Raw genomic sequence first — 16,723 nt, forward strand, 5'->3', positions numbered from 1 at the left:
TGAGTACAAAAGAGTTTCTAAAGTGGTTAGAAGTAAGTGAAGGAGTAACAAAAAAATGTCAATGCTTTCAATAAAAATAGGTGCAACGTTAGATGGCAGTTTTAATAGTGCAATGACAGGTAGTGCAGCAAAGCTTTCTAAGTTGGGTGATAGTATAAGGCAACTTGATTCGTCAATGAAATCTGTTTCCAAATTTAAGCAACTAAATCATGATGCCCTTGAAGCCATGAAGAATTGGAAGGAAGCGGAGAAGAAAGCAAAAGAATCAGCTGCAGCAATTGCTAAAGAAAAAAAGGAAAAAAAAGAACCAAGCAAAGCACTGAGAAATGAATTCGAAAAATTGAAAGCATCGGCATCAAAGGCAAAAGAGGCTTATATCAAAAAGAGAGATATACTTCATACATTAAATGAAGAAATAAGAAAAAGTGGAAAGGATATTAAATCTTTAGTGAGGGATCAAACTAAACTTGGTTCATCTATTGAAGTACTCAAAGGGAAATACAATAAATTAGGATCTGTAATACAAAAACAGCAAAATGCTTTGGCAAAAAAAGCGCATTATAGATCACAAGTAATGGAGACTATAGGACTAGGGCTTTCACTTGCAGCGCCAATTAAAGTTGCGATTGACTTTGAGAGTGCCATGGCTGACGTTAGGAAAGTAGTAGAATTTAATGGTGATAATGAAGCTAATATATTTACTCGAAAATTGAAGAAATTATCCCGTGAAATACCATTATCGGCTGCAGAGTTAGCAAAAATAGCTGCAAGTGGTGGTCAGCTTGGTATCGACAAAGATAAGCTACTTGAATTTACCACAACAGTAGCTAAAATGGCCACAGCATTTGACATGTCTGCCGAACAAGCTGGTGATTCCATAGCTAAACTCGCTAACATTTATGGAATTGCAGTAGAGAAGATGGAAGGAGTTGGTGATGTTATAAATTACCTATCAGATAACACTGCTGCCAAAGCAAAAGATATGGTTGAAGCTCTAGCAATAGTTGGTGGTACTGCAAAACAGTTTGGTCTTGATATTAAGGAAACAAGTAGTTTAGTAAATGCCTTCATTAGTTTAGGTAAACAACCAGCAAAAGCAGCAACTGCAATAAACGCTCTACTTAGTAAACTTCAGACTGCTGAAGGACAGGGAAAAGAGTTCAGAGCAGCATTGGAATCCATAGGAATAACTGCAGAAGAGATGTCACAAAAAGTTGCTCAAAACGGTCAAGAAGCATTACTCTACTTTTTTAAAACTTTAGAGAAAATAGATAAACAGGAACGTTCGCAAATTCTTCTCAACCTCTTCGGTCAAGAATATCAAGATGATATTGCATTGATAGTTGGGAGTTTGGAAGAATATAAAAAAGCAATAGGTTTTGTGACTGATAAAGAAAAGTATAATAAATCTATGCAAAAGGAATTTAATAACCGTGCAAGTACTACAGCAAATAATTTGCAGCTACTTAAAAATACAATAGCAGAGCTAGGAATGAACTTAGGGTCAGTTATGCTACCTCCTTTAAATTGGATAAGTAAGATTTTGAGGTCTATATCTACAGGTATAGCTTGGTTTGCAGAGAAGTGTCCAATTTTGACTACAGGAGTTATGAGCATAATTTCAGCTCTTATTATTGGCAAGATTGCAGTGGTAGGTTTTGGTTATGCATTTGCATTGGCTGGAGGTGGACTATTAACTTTTAATGCTATTTTGCATGGAACACTTTTGCCAGTATTAACTTCGTTATCAGCACGAGTAATTCCAGCAGTAATCATGGGACTGAAAGCTTTAACGCTAACCAATCCTATAGGAGCTGCTATTGCTGGACTATCAGTTGGTGCAGCACTTGTAATCGCTAATTGGCAAAAGGTAAAGGACTTTTTCTCAAGTATCTGGAAATCAATTACAAAACCTATAGAAAATTGGATTGGTATAGGAAAATTGTTTAATGATAATCCAATAAAAGCATTAGAGAAACCAGTAGAAGCAAAAATAGGCAGTGCAACTAGTGAAAATAGAAATGTTTTTAGTAAAGGAAATCCTTTATTAAATAATAATGCTTTTAGTGGAATTTCGAATAGTAGAACGAATATTGAAAGTGTGATTACAGAAAAAGGTTCTGTAGCAGATAATTCAGAGAAAGTTTTAAAAGACTGTGAAAAGTGTGAACAAAAAATTTTCAATCAAACTTTTACATTTAATATAAGTATTAAAGCAGAACCTAACCAAGATGTACGTAGTCTTGCCGATGCAGTGATAAAAAGAATAAGAGAAAAATCGCGAGACGTTCTATTTGATTCAATAGAACCAATTTACTAATGCTATCACTTGGTCAACATAAGCTTTCTCCAACAAGTGTAAGGTATAGTAAAGAAAATCGTTGGAGTACAATTGAGTGTATTGGTAAAATACCTTCATTACAAAATATTGGCCAAGGTACAGAAAATATAGACTTAGAAGGAATAGTTTATTTCCATAATCTGAATGATTTAAATCAATTAAAAAGTATGAAAGAAACTGAGAAAAATCATGAACCAAGTATCTTAGTAGACAATTTAGGGAATGTTTTGGGAAGATTTGTTATTGTGCGGTTGGAAGAAAAGCAAACGTCGTATTTTCCCTGTGGATTACCAAAAAAGGTTGAATTTAGCTTAAGTTTAAGGAGTTATGTATGACAGTACATTATATAACCCGAGAAAATGAAATGTTAGATTACATATGTTTTAAGCACTATGGATATAGCTCTGGAGCAGTAGAAATAGTATTGAGGCTAATCCTGGTCTTGCAGAGTATGGAAGTTTTTTGCCTGCAGGATTAAAGATCAGGTTACCTAGAATACAAGAGCAATTAAAAAAATCGAAGTTAAAAGTGTGGGAATAAATGAAACCTGAATTTAGCATTGAAGGAATAAAAGATCATGTAATATCGGTGCATCTTACTGATGAATCTGGTACTATAGATGATATCGCAGAGGTATGTGTTGATTATGGCAATGAAAATGTAGAAGTTCCAAATGAATTGAACATAGCACTAGGTTATAAGGAAACGGGAATCTTTCCAATGGGTGTATATACAGTCAATGAAGTTACGATACAAGGCCCACCTAAGACCCTACTAATAAAAGCTCATGCAACAAATTTAAGAATATCTTTGAAGGCAAAAGTATCAAAAGAATGGCGCCAAATTACCATAGAAAACTTAGTAAAAGAAATAGCTCAAAAACATGGATATGGATACAAAGTCGCTGAGGAATTTAAGAATGTATTGATACCCCATATTAATCAGGCAGATGAAAGTGATATAAGTCTGTTAACAAAGATCGCAACAGAGCGTGAAGCAATGGCAAAATTAGCTGGTGGGTATATATTGTTTATTTCAAAAAATATGGCAAAATCAGCCACAGGAAAAGCTTTAGGAACAACGACTATTAGAACTCAAGACACAATTAATTGGAAAGTGCATTTTACCGTACGTGATAAGTATAATTCAGTAGTAGCAAAATGGCACAGCTATGAAAAGGGCGAAACTATTAAAGAAACAGTTGGTAGTAGCGAGCCAAGTTATATTATGCTGGAACTTTACTCTAATGCAGAGTCAGCGCTGAGTGCAGCAAATGCCAAGTTGAAACAATTGAAGCGTAACAATGAAACTTTAGATATAACTATGCCTGGTAATCCTCAAATTTTTGCAGAAGCTAAACTTAATCTTATAGACTTTAACCAAGCGGTAGATGGTGAATGGATAGTTAATAGAGCGGAGCATACTCTAAATAGCTCAGGCTACCTTACTATGTTATCAGCATCTTTGAGTAAGTAACGTTAAGGAAAAATAAGTATATAGTCTATTCAATGTAAAGAAACTACTGAATATGAGTCAACTGAAATGTAATGAAAAGGAAAAAATACATTTTGTATGGTTTATAATATTAATGGTATGTGTTGTTATTACTTATTGCTACCAAAGATCTAAAGCTGCAGATAATTATAACAAAACATTACAAGTGGCTACTAATAATTGCAACTTAGAAATAGTAAAACTTTTAGTAAAAGACATGGCTCCAAACTTGAGTGGAACAACGTTACATTTTGCAGCAAGAAAAGGATGTTTAGACATTATCAGATTTTTAATAGAAGAGGAAAAAGTAAATATAAACGCACTTGATAGAAATGCATTTAAAAGAATAGCTTTACATCACGCTGCAGGTGAAGGACACCTAGAAGTTATTAAGTTTTTATTAGACAAAGGTGCAGACCCTACCATTAGAGACACAGATGGGAAAAACCCAAGAGATGTAGCTGTACTAAGATCAAGGCACAATAAAGATAAACCTTACAGAGAAATAATAAAGCTACTTGCAGAAGCAGAGGATCGATACGAATCAACAGAAAGAAATCACTAAAGCTGCAAGTTTTTTATGATCTCCATATAAACTTCCAAAACTATCCATAACAGATTAATACTTTCACATGAAAAAGCAAAAAATCCCAATTACAGTAATTATCACGTTATTAATCCAAACAGTAGCAATCATATGGTGGTTATCCAAGTTAGACTCAAGGGTACAATTTCACGATAAACTTATTGAATATGGTTTAATGGAAAAAGTGTTAGTACTTGAGGAAAGGGTAAAAAATCTTTCTGAGGAATTGGATGAGTTTAAATTACACGTTCTAGGCGGAAAAATTAAATCTTAATACCCTTACCTAAATTCATAATGATTAAATATATTTTATCCGTTGATGGAGGTGGAATTAGAGGAATCATTCCTGCCATTATTCTAGCAGAAATAGAAAAAAGAACAAGAAAGAGGGTAGCTGAAATCTTTGATCTTATAGCAGGTACTTCAACCGGTGGAATTGTTGTAGCAGGATTATGTAAAAAAGATAAACCTCAATATTCTGCTAATGATTTAGTCGAGTTCTATCGGGAATATGGACCATATATTTTTAAGTCTTCATTTTTTAGGCGATCAATACTATCTTGGTTTCACTGCGCACAATATCCACATAAAAATATTGAATCTGTACTGGATAAATATTTTGGAGAGGATATTCTAAAAAAGACATTAAGTAATTTGCTAATCACAAGTTACGATATTAACAATAATTGTCCATTTTTCTTCAAAAGCTGGAAAGAAGGTAATATTAAGCTGAAAGATGCACTCAGAGCTACAACAGCTGCACCTACTTATTTCATACCAAAACATCTAAAAATCAACCAGATAGACAGAGTATTAGTGGATGGAGGGGTTTTTGCCAATAATCCAGCGGCTTGTGCATATGCAAGTGGTAAGAGGTTATTTCCAAATGATGATATTCTACTGTTATCGATAGGTACTGGCAGAACAGATAGAAGTATAAGGTATTCTAACTCGAGGAAATTTGGAAAGATAGGTTGGATAAAACCGCTGTTGAATGTAATTTTTGCCTCAAGTTTAGATGCAGTAAATTATCAGTTGGATCAAGTTATAGGTAGTAAGTATTTAAGAATACAATCACAGTTAAAAATAGCATCACCTGACATGGATAATATTACATCAAAAAATATCAAATCTCTTCAGCAAGAGGCAAATGCAATGATAGAGGATAATCAGAAAGTGATAGAGAAATTCTGTATAGATATATTAAATATATAATCATTCTCTCTAATATTTAAATATATTATTTATGAATAAGCAAACTACTGAAGTTCAGGCTAAGTTTTAAAAGCATAATTTTCAAGCTCATCAATAGATAAATCTGTTATTTTAGAAATAGCATCAATAGAAACGTCCAACATACGTAAATTATTCGCAACTTTTATTGCCTCTGCTTTATAAATCTTTTCTTTGTAAACTTGCTTTCTTTGCGATAAAAATTCTACCCATATATCCAGTTCATCTCGTGATTCTTGATTGTCAATTTTTTTAGACTCTCTCACCCAACTTAATAGCTCGTTTTCTGCTTTGCAATTATCTTCTTCATACTTCTTCATCAGATCTTCAGCATTCACTGATAACTTCTCTGCTATTTCCCATAATCTTTCGCTTAAAATAGTAACACTACCTTGTTCATAGTGATGTATCTGTGATGGTCCTATATCTAGCTCTCTTGCTAAATCCTCTTGAGTATATCCTCTTATTATCCTCCACTTTTTTATCTCTTGTCCTTCGTTTGAATGTTCAGAGCCTTTTTTCTCCTTATTATCATATTCATCAGTTGATAAACCAGTTGCCCGATAGATAATATCATTATCAAACCCCACTTTCGCTAAGTTCTTGGCCATGCTTACCCTTGCAGCTTTTACATTATTTTCCTCTTCAGCTTGAATAAACCCAGTTAAATCGCGAATCAACTTGCATGACTCTTGTCCCTTTATTTTTGCTATCATCCATTCTTTGTTAAAAGAACAATTTTCTCTCAGTACTTTTTGTCTAGGAAACAAGCTACCAACGTGAATTGATAATGCTTCCGCTATGACTTTTAATTTTTTAGTTGGAATGCCACATGCTCCTTGCTCATATCTTAGCAATGTATGATATTTTATGCCGGTTTTATCTACTAAATCTTTTAGGGTATACTTTTGTTTTAGCCTCCAGCTTCTTACTTTTTGTGCTATTTTGTATCTTATAGAGATATTTGCCATATCGTAACAATTTTACCGAAATAAACATCTGTTAGAAAGCCTTTTTCAATTTTATGGTTGTAAGTAAGAAGGGAAGAAAACCTCCCTTCGTTTAAAGTTTCCGAGAAGTTTCTTTACTACCTCCACATACCTTATCAACCCACGATAATGTTTCGCTATTACTAATTGTCTTTTCAACCTTATCTTTACTCCACTTGCCACTCCTAGGAAAACTTCCTTTTTCTACCGCTTCTGTGACCGTCATTCCTCCAAAAAAACACCCTTTTCCTATATTTTCCCCTCTCTTTTGTAGTTCAGACCACATTTCTTTATCTGCCACTCTGACCTCTACTTGACTGTCATTTTCCGCATTATGGTATACTACAATTTTTAGGCTACCAATACTTGTAGGAAATGTTATTTCAAAAGCACTATTATCAGACACATCAACGTAATTCCTTTCACCTTCTTTTCCAATTCTAACTTCAACCTTACTATTTCCTATTTCTATAACATCACCTCCTAATTTTACCTCCCTTGTGGTTAACCCTAAATTTTTTGTACCTTCCAATACCCTTGCAATATTTACCTTACTATTTTCAGAAAATTTCATAAAAAACGTCTGATTATCCATTTCCACGTCTTCTATGATTCCTTCATTTTCAATAGCACTTTCACCGATTTCTCTCAGTTCTTTAAGCCACTCATCTATCTGTGGACGAACCTCTTGATACAGTTTGTTATGCATCTCACTTATTCCCTTATCCTGCAATAGATCGTAACTGAATATTGCTCCATTTAGCATCAATTCACATATTATGTCTTCCTTCTCATTTTTTTTGCATTTGATCGAAGATACTTTCGATATTACTGTATCAGCAAAACTCTTCTGTCCTTCGCTATACGCATTTATCCTGATTCCAGAACTTAATGCTTGGTCTATAGTTTTGTTCAGTTCTTCTACGCTTTTTGCCTTTACTACTGCATTTTTAAACCATCTCAATTCTGCATTTTCACTTGCACTTGGCTCTATCTTACTTAAGGCTGGAATAAACGGATTTTGACGATTTGAAGATTTTGTGTTATAAATCTTACGTCCTTCTCCAAGATTGATTGATTTTTCAGAAACATCGCTAGGGGAAGGCACACCTTCAGGCTTCTCAAACCTACTTTTATCATCAAATATTTTCGGATCAGTCTCGTCTACAAGTATAGGCTGCTGATTTTTTTTATCAGTACGCTTTATACCTTCAATAGCGCTATAAAGTCCTTTTGGTAACTTTTTAGAATCAATGATTAACTCATAAGTATTTCCATCCATATCATCAAATGATACTGTTTTTTTAGTAGTCATATAGCCTCCTATTAAGCATGTTATTCAAGTCTACAGAGCAATTTATTGCTTTATAATTAACTTAATACGCAAATTATAAAAAGATCTTGTATATCTTGCAACTATTTATAATAAAAGAATAGCTTTTTAGGATTTTTATTCTTTAATTACGACTTAATATACAAATTATACAAAGACCTTTCATATTTTGTAATTCTCCAATACAGATTCTTGACTAAGTTTTTTTGCTACTGTGTGGTAGCCAAACTTCTCAAGCAATTGAAATTTGGTTTATAACAGCTCTCTTTCCTTAAAACTGCAATATCCTTTGTCTGTCATAATAATGTGATCCTCTAACTCAATTCCCACTCCTTGACATGCTGACACTAATTCTCTAGTCATTACTTTATCATCTTCTGATGGCTCTAAACTTCCTCCCGGATGATTATGAGATAATATTATCGATGCTGCTTCCATTGATAATGCCTTTTTTACCACTTTCCTTTCAGATAGGTGTACTTCGTCTATTGTACCAAAATAAACTTCATCTCTTATCAAACGGTTCTGTTTATCCAAATATATTATCTGAACAGCTTCTTTTGCTGAAAAGCCTATATTTACCCTTACATACTCTATCAGCTTTTCTTGGCTATCCATTACAGGTCCTCTTTTTAACCCTTCTCTGAGTGCTCTCTTATAAGCTTCTTTCACACATTCAATTGCTGCAGCTGCATGTTCAGTCATTCCTTCTATCATTTTCAGATCATCGATTTCTCGTCCCAAAATTTCTCCTATTCCTGGGCAGTTATCCATTAGAGTTTTAGTAACATCTTGTGCTTGCTTTCTGTCGTGAACTGCTCCTAGAAGCACTGACACTATCTCACGATCAAATAGAGCACTTCCTCCTCCACTCTGTAATACTCTCTCTATTTCTTCTGTAAGTTTTTTACCATTATTCATAAAATATACTCCTCGTTAATAACAAATTGTTTTTAATTATTTACTGCTGTTTTTTATCAGCATTGGCATAAAGCCATAGCTTCCGAGTGAAGTCAAATCAATTTTTCAATCTTTTTTACTTATTTTCTTATGAATAGGTTAAAATCTTAATAGATATTTATTTTTATCTAATTGAAAATTAATTCTTCATGTAAAAAAAATTGTTATTAATCAATTATTTTAGAAATAGCATCAGTAGAAAAACCTAACTGAAGTAAATTATTTGCAACTTTCATTTCCTCTATTTTATTAATCTTCTCTTTGTAAATTTGCTTTCTTTGCAATAAAAATTCTACCCATATATTTAGCTCATCTCGTGATTCTTGATCGTCAATTTTTCTATATTCTCTTGCCAAACTTAATAATTCATTTTCTCCTTCGCAATCACTTTCTTTGTATTCCTTTATTAGATCTTCAGCATCTACTGATAATTCTCTTGCTATTTCCCATAACCTTTCACTTAAAAGAGTAACGCTACCTTGTTCATAGTGATGTATCTGTGAGGGACCTACATCTAGCTTTTTTGCTAATTCTTCTTGCGTATAGCCTCTGATTATTCTCCACTTCTTGATCTCTTGTCCTCCGTTTTGGCTTGTACAGCCGATATTCTCTCTATCAGCATATTCTTCAATTGGTAAGCCTGTTGCTCGATAGATAATGTCATTATCAAACCCTGCTTTAACTAGATTCTTTGCAATTTTTATTCTTGCTGCTTTTATATTACTTTCTTCCTCAGCTCGGATAGATTTGGTTAATGCATAAATTGCTTTGTGTCCTCCTGTTTTTTCTATAAAATTATACATTTCCTGGGTCTTAGCTTTGTCGAAACAACTACTTTCTTTTAGTACTTTTCGTCTAGGAAAGAGATTTCTAATAGGGATTGATAACGACTCTGCTATGATTTTTAACTTTTCAACTGGAATACCACATGTTCCTTGCTCATATCTTAGCAGCGTGTGGTAGTTTATGCTTGCTTTGTCTACTAAGTCTTTCAGAGTATATTTTCTCTTTAACCTCCAGCTCCTTACTTTTTGTGCTATCTGGTACCTTATCGAGATATTTGCCATAAATATTATACAGGTTAATACTACCAAATAAAGATATACAAAATGTTTGCATTTTAGTTGAATATTTCTTCACAATTGTGTATAATTATTAATGCTTTTTATCTTACTTTCTCATGGCTCTTTCCAAGTTTCTCGATCCAAAATTAGACTTAACATTTAAGAAAATTTTTGGTACTGAAAAAAATAAGAATATCCTTATCCATTTTTTGAATGATATCTTAGGCTTTACTGGAGTCAATGCTATTCAGGATGTTGAGTTCCTCAGCACCATTATGAATCCTGAGATTGCTTCTGATAAACAGAGTATCGTTGATGTCCTCTGTAAGGATTCTCTCGGAAATAGATATATTGCGGAAATGCAGCTCGCTCGTGATAAAGGCTTTGAAAAACGTGCTCAACTCTATGCTGCTAAGGCTTACTCAAGACAGTCTGGTAATTACATTGATTTTAAGAAAGTATTCTTTATTGCTATTTCTAATAGTACTCTTTTTCCTTCAGATGTTTATTATATTTCCACTCATAATGTACGCGATATAAAGACTAACGGACATTATTTAAAAGATTTTCAATTTGTCTTTATTGAACTACCTAAATTTACAAAAAGCAAAGTAGAGCAGTTGGAAACTACGGTTGAGAGATGGTGCTTTTTCTTTAAGTATGCAGAAGAAACAACTGATGAAGATTTAAGAAAAATAGCAGAAAAATCACCAATAATAAAGTTAGCATATGATGAGTTAGATAAATTTCATTGGAATGAGAAAGATCTTGTAGCTTATGAAGAAAGGGTAATGGATTTACAAAAAGAAGCTGCTATCTTGGAACAAAAACTTGATGATGCTAAACATGAAGGCATCCAAATCGGCCATGAAAAAGGCAGAGTGGAAGGTCGCAAAGAAAGGGATATTGAAGTAGCCAAAAACTCACTCAAGGCCGGTGTCCCTATAGATGTTATAGCTCAAATTACCGGTCTCTCTCATTCTGAAATTTTACAACTCAGGGAAAAAACATAAATACTACAACTTATTCACTTCAACATTTATGCAAACCTTCTCTAAGTTAGAAATATCCCCTCATTAAGAATCTAGTGAACTGTCTAAAATGGCTATAAAGATTACACATAGAATTATATAAATTACTATCATAACGTTACCCAAACTTCTATATCAAAGCTACGTGCTGTAAGTTCAATATGGAAAACACATTAACCACTTAGCATTTAATGTCTACTTTATCCATTTTAGTATTAAGACCATCAAACTTGATACTGGTTCCCTAATTATTTTGACTACCCTCACTTTAAATTTTCTACTACTTGGCATATTATAGCTCCACCTCTTATATTATAACCTACCTATTGAGATTACCTCCAAGCTTGGTTACTCCTATCTCAGAAAGACAAGTTGATACTTCTGAATGGCTGTGAACTGAAGCATTACTTAAATAACTTTGAGGCTCTAAACTCATTTGCTTTGCACCATCAACTTCTAATCTACCATCTCTGTTGTGTAATATCTGCTCTATTGATTGATTTAGCAGACCCTTATTAAATTTAGCTATAAACTTTTCAAATTTCTTTGGACTTAATTTACCAGCTTCTTCACCAGGACATGCTTTCTCTACATACGATTTTAAAATCCCTGAAATTTCATTAAATTTACCACTCATGACTTCTCTGGTAATCTCTTTCTGCATTCCCATATAATCAATATTTAACCGGTGCATTGATATGCCACTTTTTAATGCAGCTTGCTCTACTACTTTCTCAAATCCCTTTGTAATATTGAGTGCATAGCCCTGTGCTTCTAGTGGAGATATAGACTGATCTACAGTAGAAATATACTTCTGACCCGTAACCTTTCTAACGAGCACGTCAAGTAACATTATTGTACCATTTACATCCATTTTTGCATCAACTTGTGAGATTGGACTTGAAGTGCTTGATGTTTCCTTAGATAATGTAGGTTTAGAATTTAATAATCCACCTACAGAGCCTTTTACCCAATTAAATAAATCATTTATCCAGGAAGATGGTTTTATTGCACTGCTTGTTGCTATTTCAGGTTGATTACTTGAATCTATAGCAAGTGGTTTTCTTGACATATGGTGACGAGCATGATCTCCATGGTGATGACGGCGTTTGCGTTGAACAGTTTTGTCTCTTTCTTCTTTGATTTTCTCTAAATATTTTACAACATCATTATGTTTTTTCCAAGAAGCAAGATCCAACGGTGTTTTATCATCCTTGTCTTTAACTTCAAAATCAGCACCTTCTTCTATAAGGTATTTTACTACATCTAAATGACCATTTCTAGCAGCATAGTGTAGAGGAGTCCTACTAGTGTTATCCTTAGCATTAATGTCAGCAACTTCCTTTATAAGATACTCTACTCCGGGTAAGCAACCTTCAAATGCAGCCCAGTGTAAAGAAGTCCTTCCATTACTACTCTTAGTATTAATATAAGCACCCCGTTTGATACATTCTTTAACTTTATCAAGGTCTCCGCTTTTTGCAGCATTCAATAATTCTTTATCTAGATCTAATTGTGCTTGCCTTAAGACTTCCTCTATATCTTTGTAACCACTTTGAATAGCCAATTCTAAAGGTACATCACCATCCATGTCTCTAGCCTCAATGTTAGCGTGCTTATCAAGAAGAAATTTTACTATATCCAATCTGTTCACCCTAACAGCAAGATGCAAAGGTTTTTTATTATAGTCGTCTTGAGACTCAATATTAGCACCTTTATCAATAAGAAATTTAACCGTATCCAAATTACCCTCTCGAACAGCAAAATGTAAAGGTGTTCCCTGATACGTTATTTCATTATTAAATTTAGCACCCTTACTAACGAGAAGTTCTACTGCATTCCATTTACTTTCTCGAGCAGCAAAAAGTATAGGTGTCCAACCATTCCTATCTAGAAGCTCAATCCTAGCACATCTACTAAGAAGAAGCTGAATCATACCTAAGTTACCTTCTTGAGCAGCATAGTGTAAAGGCGTAGAACCATACATATCTTGAGCATTAATATTAGCACCATAATAAAGAACAAGACTCACTACATTCAATTTTCCTGATTGAGTAGCGAAAAAAATTGGTGTATAACCAAAATTGTCTTGAGCTTCAATATTAGCATTATAATCATCACAAAGAAGGTTTATTTTGCTCAGATCACCTGCTTTGGCAGCAAGATGTAAGGGTGTTCTACCAAGTTCGTCTTGAACCTCAATGTTATTACTATTTGGGATTTCTAAAGACGTAGAATTTCCTTGTAAGTTACTTATCAAATCTGAATTATGTATTTTACCAAGGTAGTTTATTACATTAGAATAACCACCACAAGAAGCATAATATAGAGGCGCCCAGCCACCATGATCTTTAATATTAACATCAATTTTTTCTTCGTCTATAAAATATTTTACTATATCTAGTTTACCATTGTAAGCAGCATAGTGAAGGGGAGTTCTACCACTATTATCTTTAATTTTTAAACTACTTTTTTCACCTACCACAAGATATTTTACTACATTTAGCTCGCCCCCATAAGCAGCACAATGCATAAGAGTTCGGCCATCGCTATACTTAGCACTTAAGCTAGCTCCTTGACTTACAAGATCTTCAACTTTGCTAAGATTTCCATATTGTGCTGCAATCAATAATTCTTTATCTAATTGCACTCGTTTTAAATACTCTACAATATTATTGTGTTTTTGATCAGTAGCAATATCCAGCAATGTTTTACCGCCTTTGTCTTGAGTGTAAACGTTAGCCCCCTTATCTACGAGGTACCTTACTAAATCCAAGTGACCATTCCGAGAGGCCAAGTATAGTAACGTCCGACCATCTCTACCAGTATCATCAATGCTCATTCCTTTGCTGAGAAAAAAATCTATAATGTCTTTGTTATTGTTTTCAGCGGCAATTTGTATAGGTTTTCTGCCAAAAATGTTCTCAGCGTTAATATCAGCACCCTTTTCTATTAAAAAGTTAGCAACTTCTAAGAAGCCTCTCCATGCAGCAAAATGTAGCGGTGTCCAACCATTTTTATCAGTATCATTAATATCAACACATTTGCTAATAAGGTACTTTAGTATATCCAAATTACCACTATAAGAAGCATCACATATAGAAGGGCCACAACGATGATCTTTACCCTCTAAACTAACGCCATTTTCAACAAGGTATTTAAATATACCAAAGTGACCTTTTAATACAGCATTGCGTGCAGGAGTATTACCATCTCTGTCTTCAGTATTAACATTAGCTCCTTGATTAACAAGGCCTGTTACTTCACTAATATTGCCAACTTTTGTTACATTCAACAATGCATGATCTAATTGTGCTTGCCTTGAAACCCTTACTATATCTAAACTAGAACCAGCATCTGCATTTCTCGTTTTTCTTACATTAGACCCACAATCTTCAATTATCCACATCCCTTGCAGAACCTGATCTCCTGGAATCCAAGTAAATACTCTACGCCTATCATTGTCATATTTAGCATAATCAGCAGCATATAAATGTTCTTTAAGCTTAACATTCATTATAGAACAGTTGTTACCATCAGGTTTAATCATCCACACATCTCGTGCAACTCCTCCACCTGAAACCCAAGTAAATACCATTCTCCTGTCGTTGTCATAATTGAAATAATCACTAGCAGCATATAAATTTTCATTAAATTCAGCATTCACTATATTAAAGTTGTCACCATCAGGTTTAATCTTCCACCTAAACTTATCATTTTTTTCATCCTTTGAAATCCAAGTAAATACTCTTCTTCTATTGCTGTCATAATTAAAACAACTATTAGCAGCATATAAATATTCATTATGATCAATATTTTTAATGCATACTTCTGACGCAAATACTGCATTTCTCACTGATTCTGGCAATCTGCCTTTTAGTTTCTCAAGGTTAGATCTATCTTCTTGATTGACATCAGAATAGTTCTTCATCTCCATTACTTCTTTGACATAGTAAGCTAACTTAAATACTGCATCATTATTTAAATCATTATTTCTTTGCATTGCGTTAAATACAGCCACATAACCCAATATACGCTGACTAACATCATTATGGCTTTCTACACAACTTAATATTTTTTTCGTATCTACTTTCCCATATACGTCATTTATCACTCCCTTAATTGTATTATTAAACAACCTTTGATCGAAATTATAAATGTCATTAGCAAGTGTATTAACCGAACCATAACGATCATGTAACATACCATCCTTTAGCTTCTCTTTTACTACATTTTTTATTGAATATTTTAACTTTTCTACAAAAAACTCTGCCCATCTTTTTACGTTAGGCACGGTTTCTGCTTGATTAATAATCTCCTTCTTTAAAACCTTAACCCTTTCCATCATCTTATATGGATCGTTGTTTCTATCCTCAATATTTGTTGCATCCTTACTAAGGAAGAATTTGACCACATCTAAATTACCATTGCAACCAGCTATACGAAGAGGTGTTCTACTATCTTTATCTTCAGCTTTAATATCATAACCTTTATCGATAAGGAACTCAGCTATATTTAATTTACCCTCCTGAGCAGCTAAGTGCAGAGGAAGGGCGTCCTTATTTTCAACACTAAAATCCTTTCTATCAAAAAGAACTTTTACTACATCTAACCTACCTCCTTGAATAGCCATACATAAAGGCGTTAATTCATTCTTACTTTCAGTATTCACACTTTCAATTTTTCTAATTAAACCTTTAGCTTCATTAATATTGTTTCGCACTATAGCATCAAACATTTTCTCCTTTAATAAAGTTACTTTCTCCTTATTAAAGTCCTCTAGAATATCTTCCGAATTACAAGCAGAAACTATGCATTTCAAATTAGAAACCATCGTATCATTAAAAGCGAACACCATTTCTCTTGCTGGTTGATAGGTATTCCAATTTTCTACTTTTGCTAAGGTATTATTTTTATGTGATAACACTAAACTATCATCAGTAATCTCGGTATCAAAATCCAATATAGACTTATCTCTAAAATCAACCAAACCAATATCATTTTTATCGATAGGTTGATTATGATAAATTTGTAATCCTTGTTCCTCTGGTTGATAGTATCTGAAAAAGCTAGGATTGATCTCTAGATGCTCAAGCCTTAAGTTTGTACTATCGATTTTATAAAGCTCATTGTTTATTCGTAATACAATTTGTTGATTCTCTGGATTTTTAAAATAATCAACTAACCCAATGGATAAAGACCATTTAGTACCTTTACTATCAAGTATTGTAATATCTTGTATCTCTAAACTACCCTCTGTAAGGTCAGAGATTGATTTGCCATAACATTCATTTATATAATCCCTTTTACCTTCTTCTATGCTTATACCATCAACATCTGTTACACTTAACTCAGCAAAATCAATGATACTATAAGGTATGTTTTGATAAGACACCACTTTGTTTTTTATTTTTAAATTGAGCCTTATTGGCGACAATGAAGTTTTGCTATTTAATGTATCTGGTAGTTTGATAATATACTGGTGTTGCCCTTTCTCTCCTTCTATTGTAATGTCCTGATAGTAATTACACAGCATCAGATAGTGATCATAACCATAGTTCCGTCCACCATTAAGGTATTTCTGATAACTACTTGTAACGTCAGAGCTACTATAGCTAAAATCAACAATGACTTGACCTGAGTACATGCCAGCAATTATCACTTTTTCACTAGGTACTCCCATATGGTTTTT

General features: G+C 33.5%; 12 protein-coding genes and 1 pseudogene. 8 read left to right on the top strand and 5 right to left on the bottom strand.

The features are described 5' to 3' along the window. Positions 1–55 precede the first annotated feature (55 nt). The 7 genes and pseudogenes from ABWU23_RS07170 to ABWU23_RS07200 all read left to right on the top strand — a co-directional run bounded on the left by ABWU23_RS07170 (position 56) and on the right by ABWU23_RS07200 (position 5,636). Positions 56–2,320 (top strand): phage tail tape measure protein, encoded by a 2,265-nt coding sequence (locus ABWU23_RS07170; protein ID WP_353270570.1) that lies wholly within the window; start codon positions 56–58, stop codon positions 2,318–2,320. Continuing rightward, on the top strand, positions 2,320–2,676 hold the full coding sequence (locus ABWU23_RS07175) for a phage tail protein (protein ID WP_353270571.1): 357 nt from the start codon (positions 2,320–2,322) through the stop codon (positions 2,674–2,676). The genes ABWU23_RS07170 and ABWU23_RS07175 overlap by 1 nt, the downstream gene beginning before the upstream one ends. After that, positions 2,673–2,881 (top strand): annotated as a pseudogene (locus tag ABWU23_RS07180) (tail protein X). The gene ABWU23_RS07175 and the pseudogene ABWU23_RS07180 overlap by 4 nt, the downstream one beginning before the upstream one ends. Then, a complete protein-coding gene (locus tag ABWU23_RS07185; protein WP_213863737.1) occupies positions 2,882–3,817 on the top strand; it encodes a contractile injection system protein, VgrG/Pvc8 family in 936 nt (311 codons plus the stop codon). A 52-nt stretch (positions 3,818–3,869) separates the two neighbouring features. Further along, positions 3,870–4,400: an ankyrin repeat domain-containing protein gene (locus ABWU23_RS07190; RefSeq protein ID WP_353270572.1), complete on the top strand. Its 531-nt coding sequence runs from the start codon at positions 3,870–3,872 to the stop codon at positions 4,398–4,400. 67 nt (positions 4,401–4,467) lie between these two features. Further along, positions 4,468–4,695 carry a hypothetical protein gene (locus ABWU23_RS07195; RefSeq protein WP_353270573.1) on the top strand — a complete coding sequence of 76 codons (228 nt, stop codon included), beginning with the start codon at positions 4,468–4,470 and terminating at the stop codon, positions 4,693–4,695. A 20-nt stretch (positions 4,696–4,715) separates the two neighbouring features. Then, positions 4,716–5,636, top strand: a complete 921-nt coding sequence (locus tag ABWU23_RS07200) for a patatin-like phospholipase family protein (protein ID WP_353270574.1) — start codon at positions 4,716–4,718, stop codon at positions 5,634–5,636. Positions 5,637–5,695: 59 nt separating this feature from the next. Here the strand turns inward: ABWU23_RS07200 and ABWU23_RS07205 are convergent, their stop codons facing one another. The 4 genes from ABWU23_RS07205 to ABWU23_RS07220 all read right to left on the bottom strand — a co-directional run bounded on the left by ABWU23_RS07205 (position 5,696) and on the right by ABWU23_RS07220 (position 10,003). Further along, complete coding sequence (locus ABWU23_RS07205; protein ID WP_353270575.1) at positions 5,696–6,625, bottom strand: helix-turn-helix domain-containing protein; 930 nt, start codon at positions 6,623–6,625, stop codon at positions 5,696–5,698. Between the two features lie 91 nt (positions 6,626–6,716). Further along, the gene (locus ABWU23_RS07210) at positions 6,717–7,958 is read right to left on the bottom strand and encodes a hypothetical protein (RefSeq protein WP_353270576.1); all 1,242 of its coding nucleotides are present in this window, start codon (positions 7,956–7,958) and stop codon (positions 6,717–6,719) included. Positions 7,959–8,228: 270 nt separating this feature from the next. Next, on the bottom strand, positions 8,229–8,897 hold the full coding sequence (locus tag ABWU23_RS07215; RefSeq protein ID WP_262986483.1) for a RadC family protein: 669 nt from the start codon (positions 8,895–8,897) through the stop codon (positions 8,229–8,231). Between the two features lie 206 nt (positions 8,898–9,103). After that, the gene (locus tag ABWU23_RS07220; RefSeq protein ID WP_353270577.1) at positions 9,104–10,003 is read right to left on the bottom strand and encodes a helix-turn-helix domain-containing protein; all 900 of its coding nucleotides are present in this window, start codon (positions 10,001–10,003) and stop codon (positions 9,104–9,106) included. A gap of 113 nt (positions 10,004–10,116) precedes the next feature. On the opposite strand from ABWU23_RS07220, the gene ABWU23_RS07225 reads away from it, so the two are divergent. Continuing rightward, positions 10,117–11,013, top strand: coding sequence for an Rpn family recombination-promoting nuclease/putative transposase (locus ABWU23_RS07225; protein ID WP_353270578.1), 897 nt, complete (start codon positions 10,117–10,119; stop codon positions 11,011–11,013). Positions 11,014–11,350: 337 nt separating this feature from the next. Here ABWU23_RS07225 and ABWU23_RS07230 read toward each other — a convergent pair whose 3' ends face one another. Continuing rightward, the gene (locus ABWU23_RS07230; protein ID WP_353271021.1) at positions 11,351–16,714 is read right to left on the bottom strand and encodes an ankyrin repeat domain-containing protein; all 5,364 of its coding nucleotides are present in this window, start codon (positions 16,712–16,714) and stop codon (positions 11,351–11,353) included. Between the last annotated feature and the right edge of the window lie 9 nt (positions 16,715–16,723).

Origin of the sequence: Wolbachia endosymbiont (group A) of Hedychridium roseum (assembly GCF_964028325.1) — a bacterium.
GTDB lineage: Bacteria > Pseudomonadota > Alphaproteobacteria > Rickettsiales > Anaplasmataceae > Wolbachia.

What these genes read in the sequence shown, in the direction of transcription:
- ABWU23_RS07170 (WP_353270570.1), top strand. Translation starts at nt 56, where the DNA reads ATGTCAATGCTTTCAATAAAAATAGGTGCAACGTTAGATGGCAGTTTT.
- ABWU23_RS07175 (WP_353270571.1), top strand. Translation starts at nt 2,320, where the DNA reads ATGCTATCACTTGGTCAACATAAGCTTTCTCCAACAAGTGTAAGGTAT.
- ABWU23_RS07185 (WP_213863737.1), top strand. Translation starts at nt 2,882, where the DNA reads ATGAAACCTGAATTTAGCATTGAAGGAATAAAAGATCATGTAATATCG.
- ABWU23_RS07190 (WP_353270572.1), top strand. Translation starts at nt 3,870, where the DNA reads ATGAGTCAACTGAAATGTAATGAAAAGGAAAAAATACATTTTGTATGG.
- ABWU23_RS07195 (WP_353270573.1), top strand. Translation starts at nt 4,468, where the DNA reads ATGAAAAAGCAAAAAATCCCAATTACAGTAATTATCACGTTATTAATC.
- ABWU23_RS07200 (WP_353270574.1), top strand. Translation starts at nt 4,716, where the DNA reads ATGATTAAATATATTTTATCCGTTGATGGAGGTGGAATTAGAGGAATC.
- ABWU23_RS07205 (WP_353270575.1), bottom strand. Translation starts at nt 6,625, where the DNA reads ATGGCAAATATCTCTATAAGATACAAAATAGCACAAAAAGTAAGAAGC.
- ABWU23_RS07210 (WP_353270576.1), bottom strand. Translation starts at nt 7,958, where the DNA reads ATGACTACTAAAAAAACAGTATCATTTGATGATATGGATGGAAATACT.
- ABWU23_RS07215 (WP_262986483.1), bottom strand. Translation starts at nt 8,897, where the DNA reads ATGAATAATGGTAAAAAACTTACAGAAGAAATAGAGAGAGTATTACAG.
- ABWU23_RS07220 (WP_353270577.1), bottom strand. Translation starts at nt 10,003, where the DNA reads ATGGCAAATATCTCGATAAGGTACCAGATAGCACAAAAAGTAAGGAGC.
- ABWU23_RS07225 (WP_353270578.1), top strand. Translation starts at nt 10,117, where the DNA reads ATGGCTCTTTCCAAGTTTCTCGATCCAAAATTAGACTTAACATTTAAG.
- ABWU23_RS07230 (WP_353271021.1), bottom strand. Translation starts at nt 16,714, where the DNA reads ATGGGAGTACCTAGTGAAAAAGTGATAATTGCTGGCATGTACTCAGGT.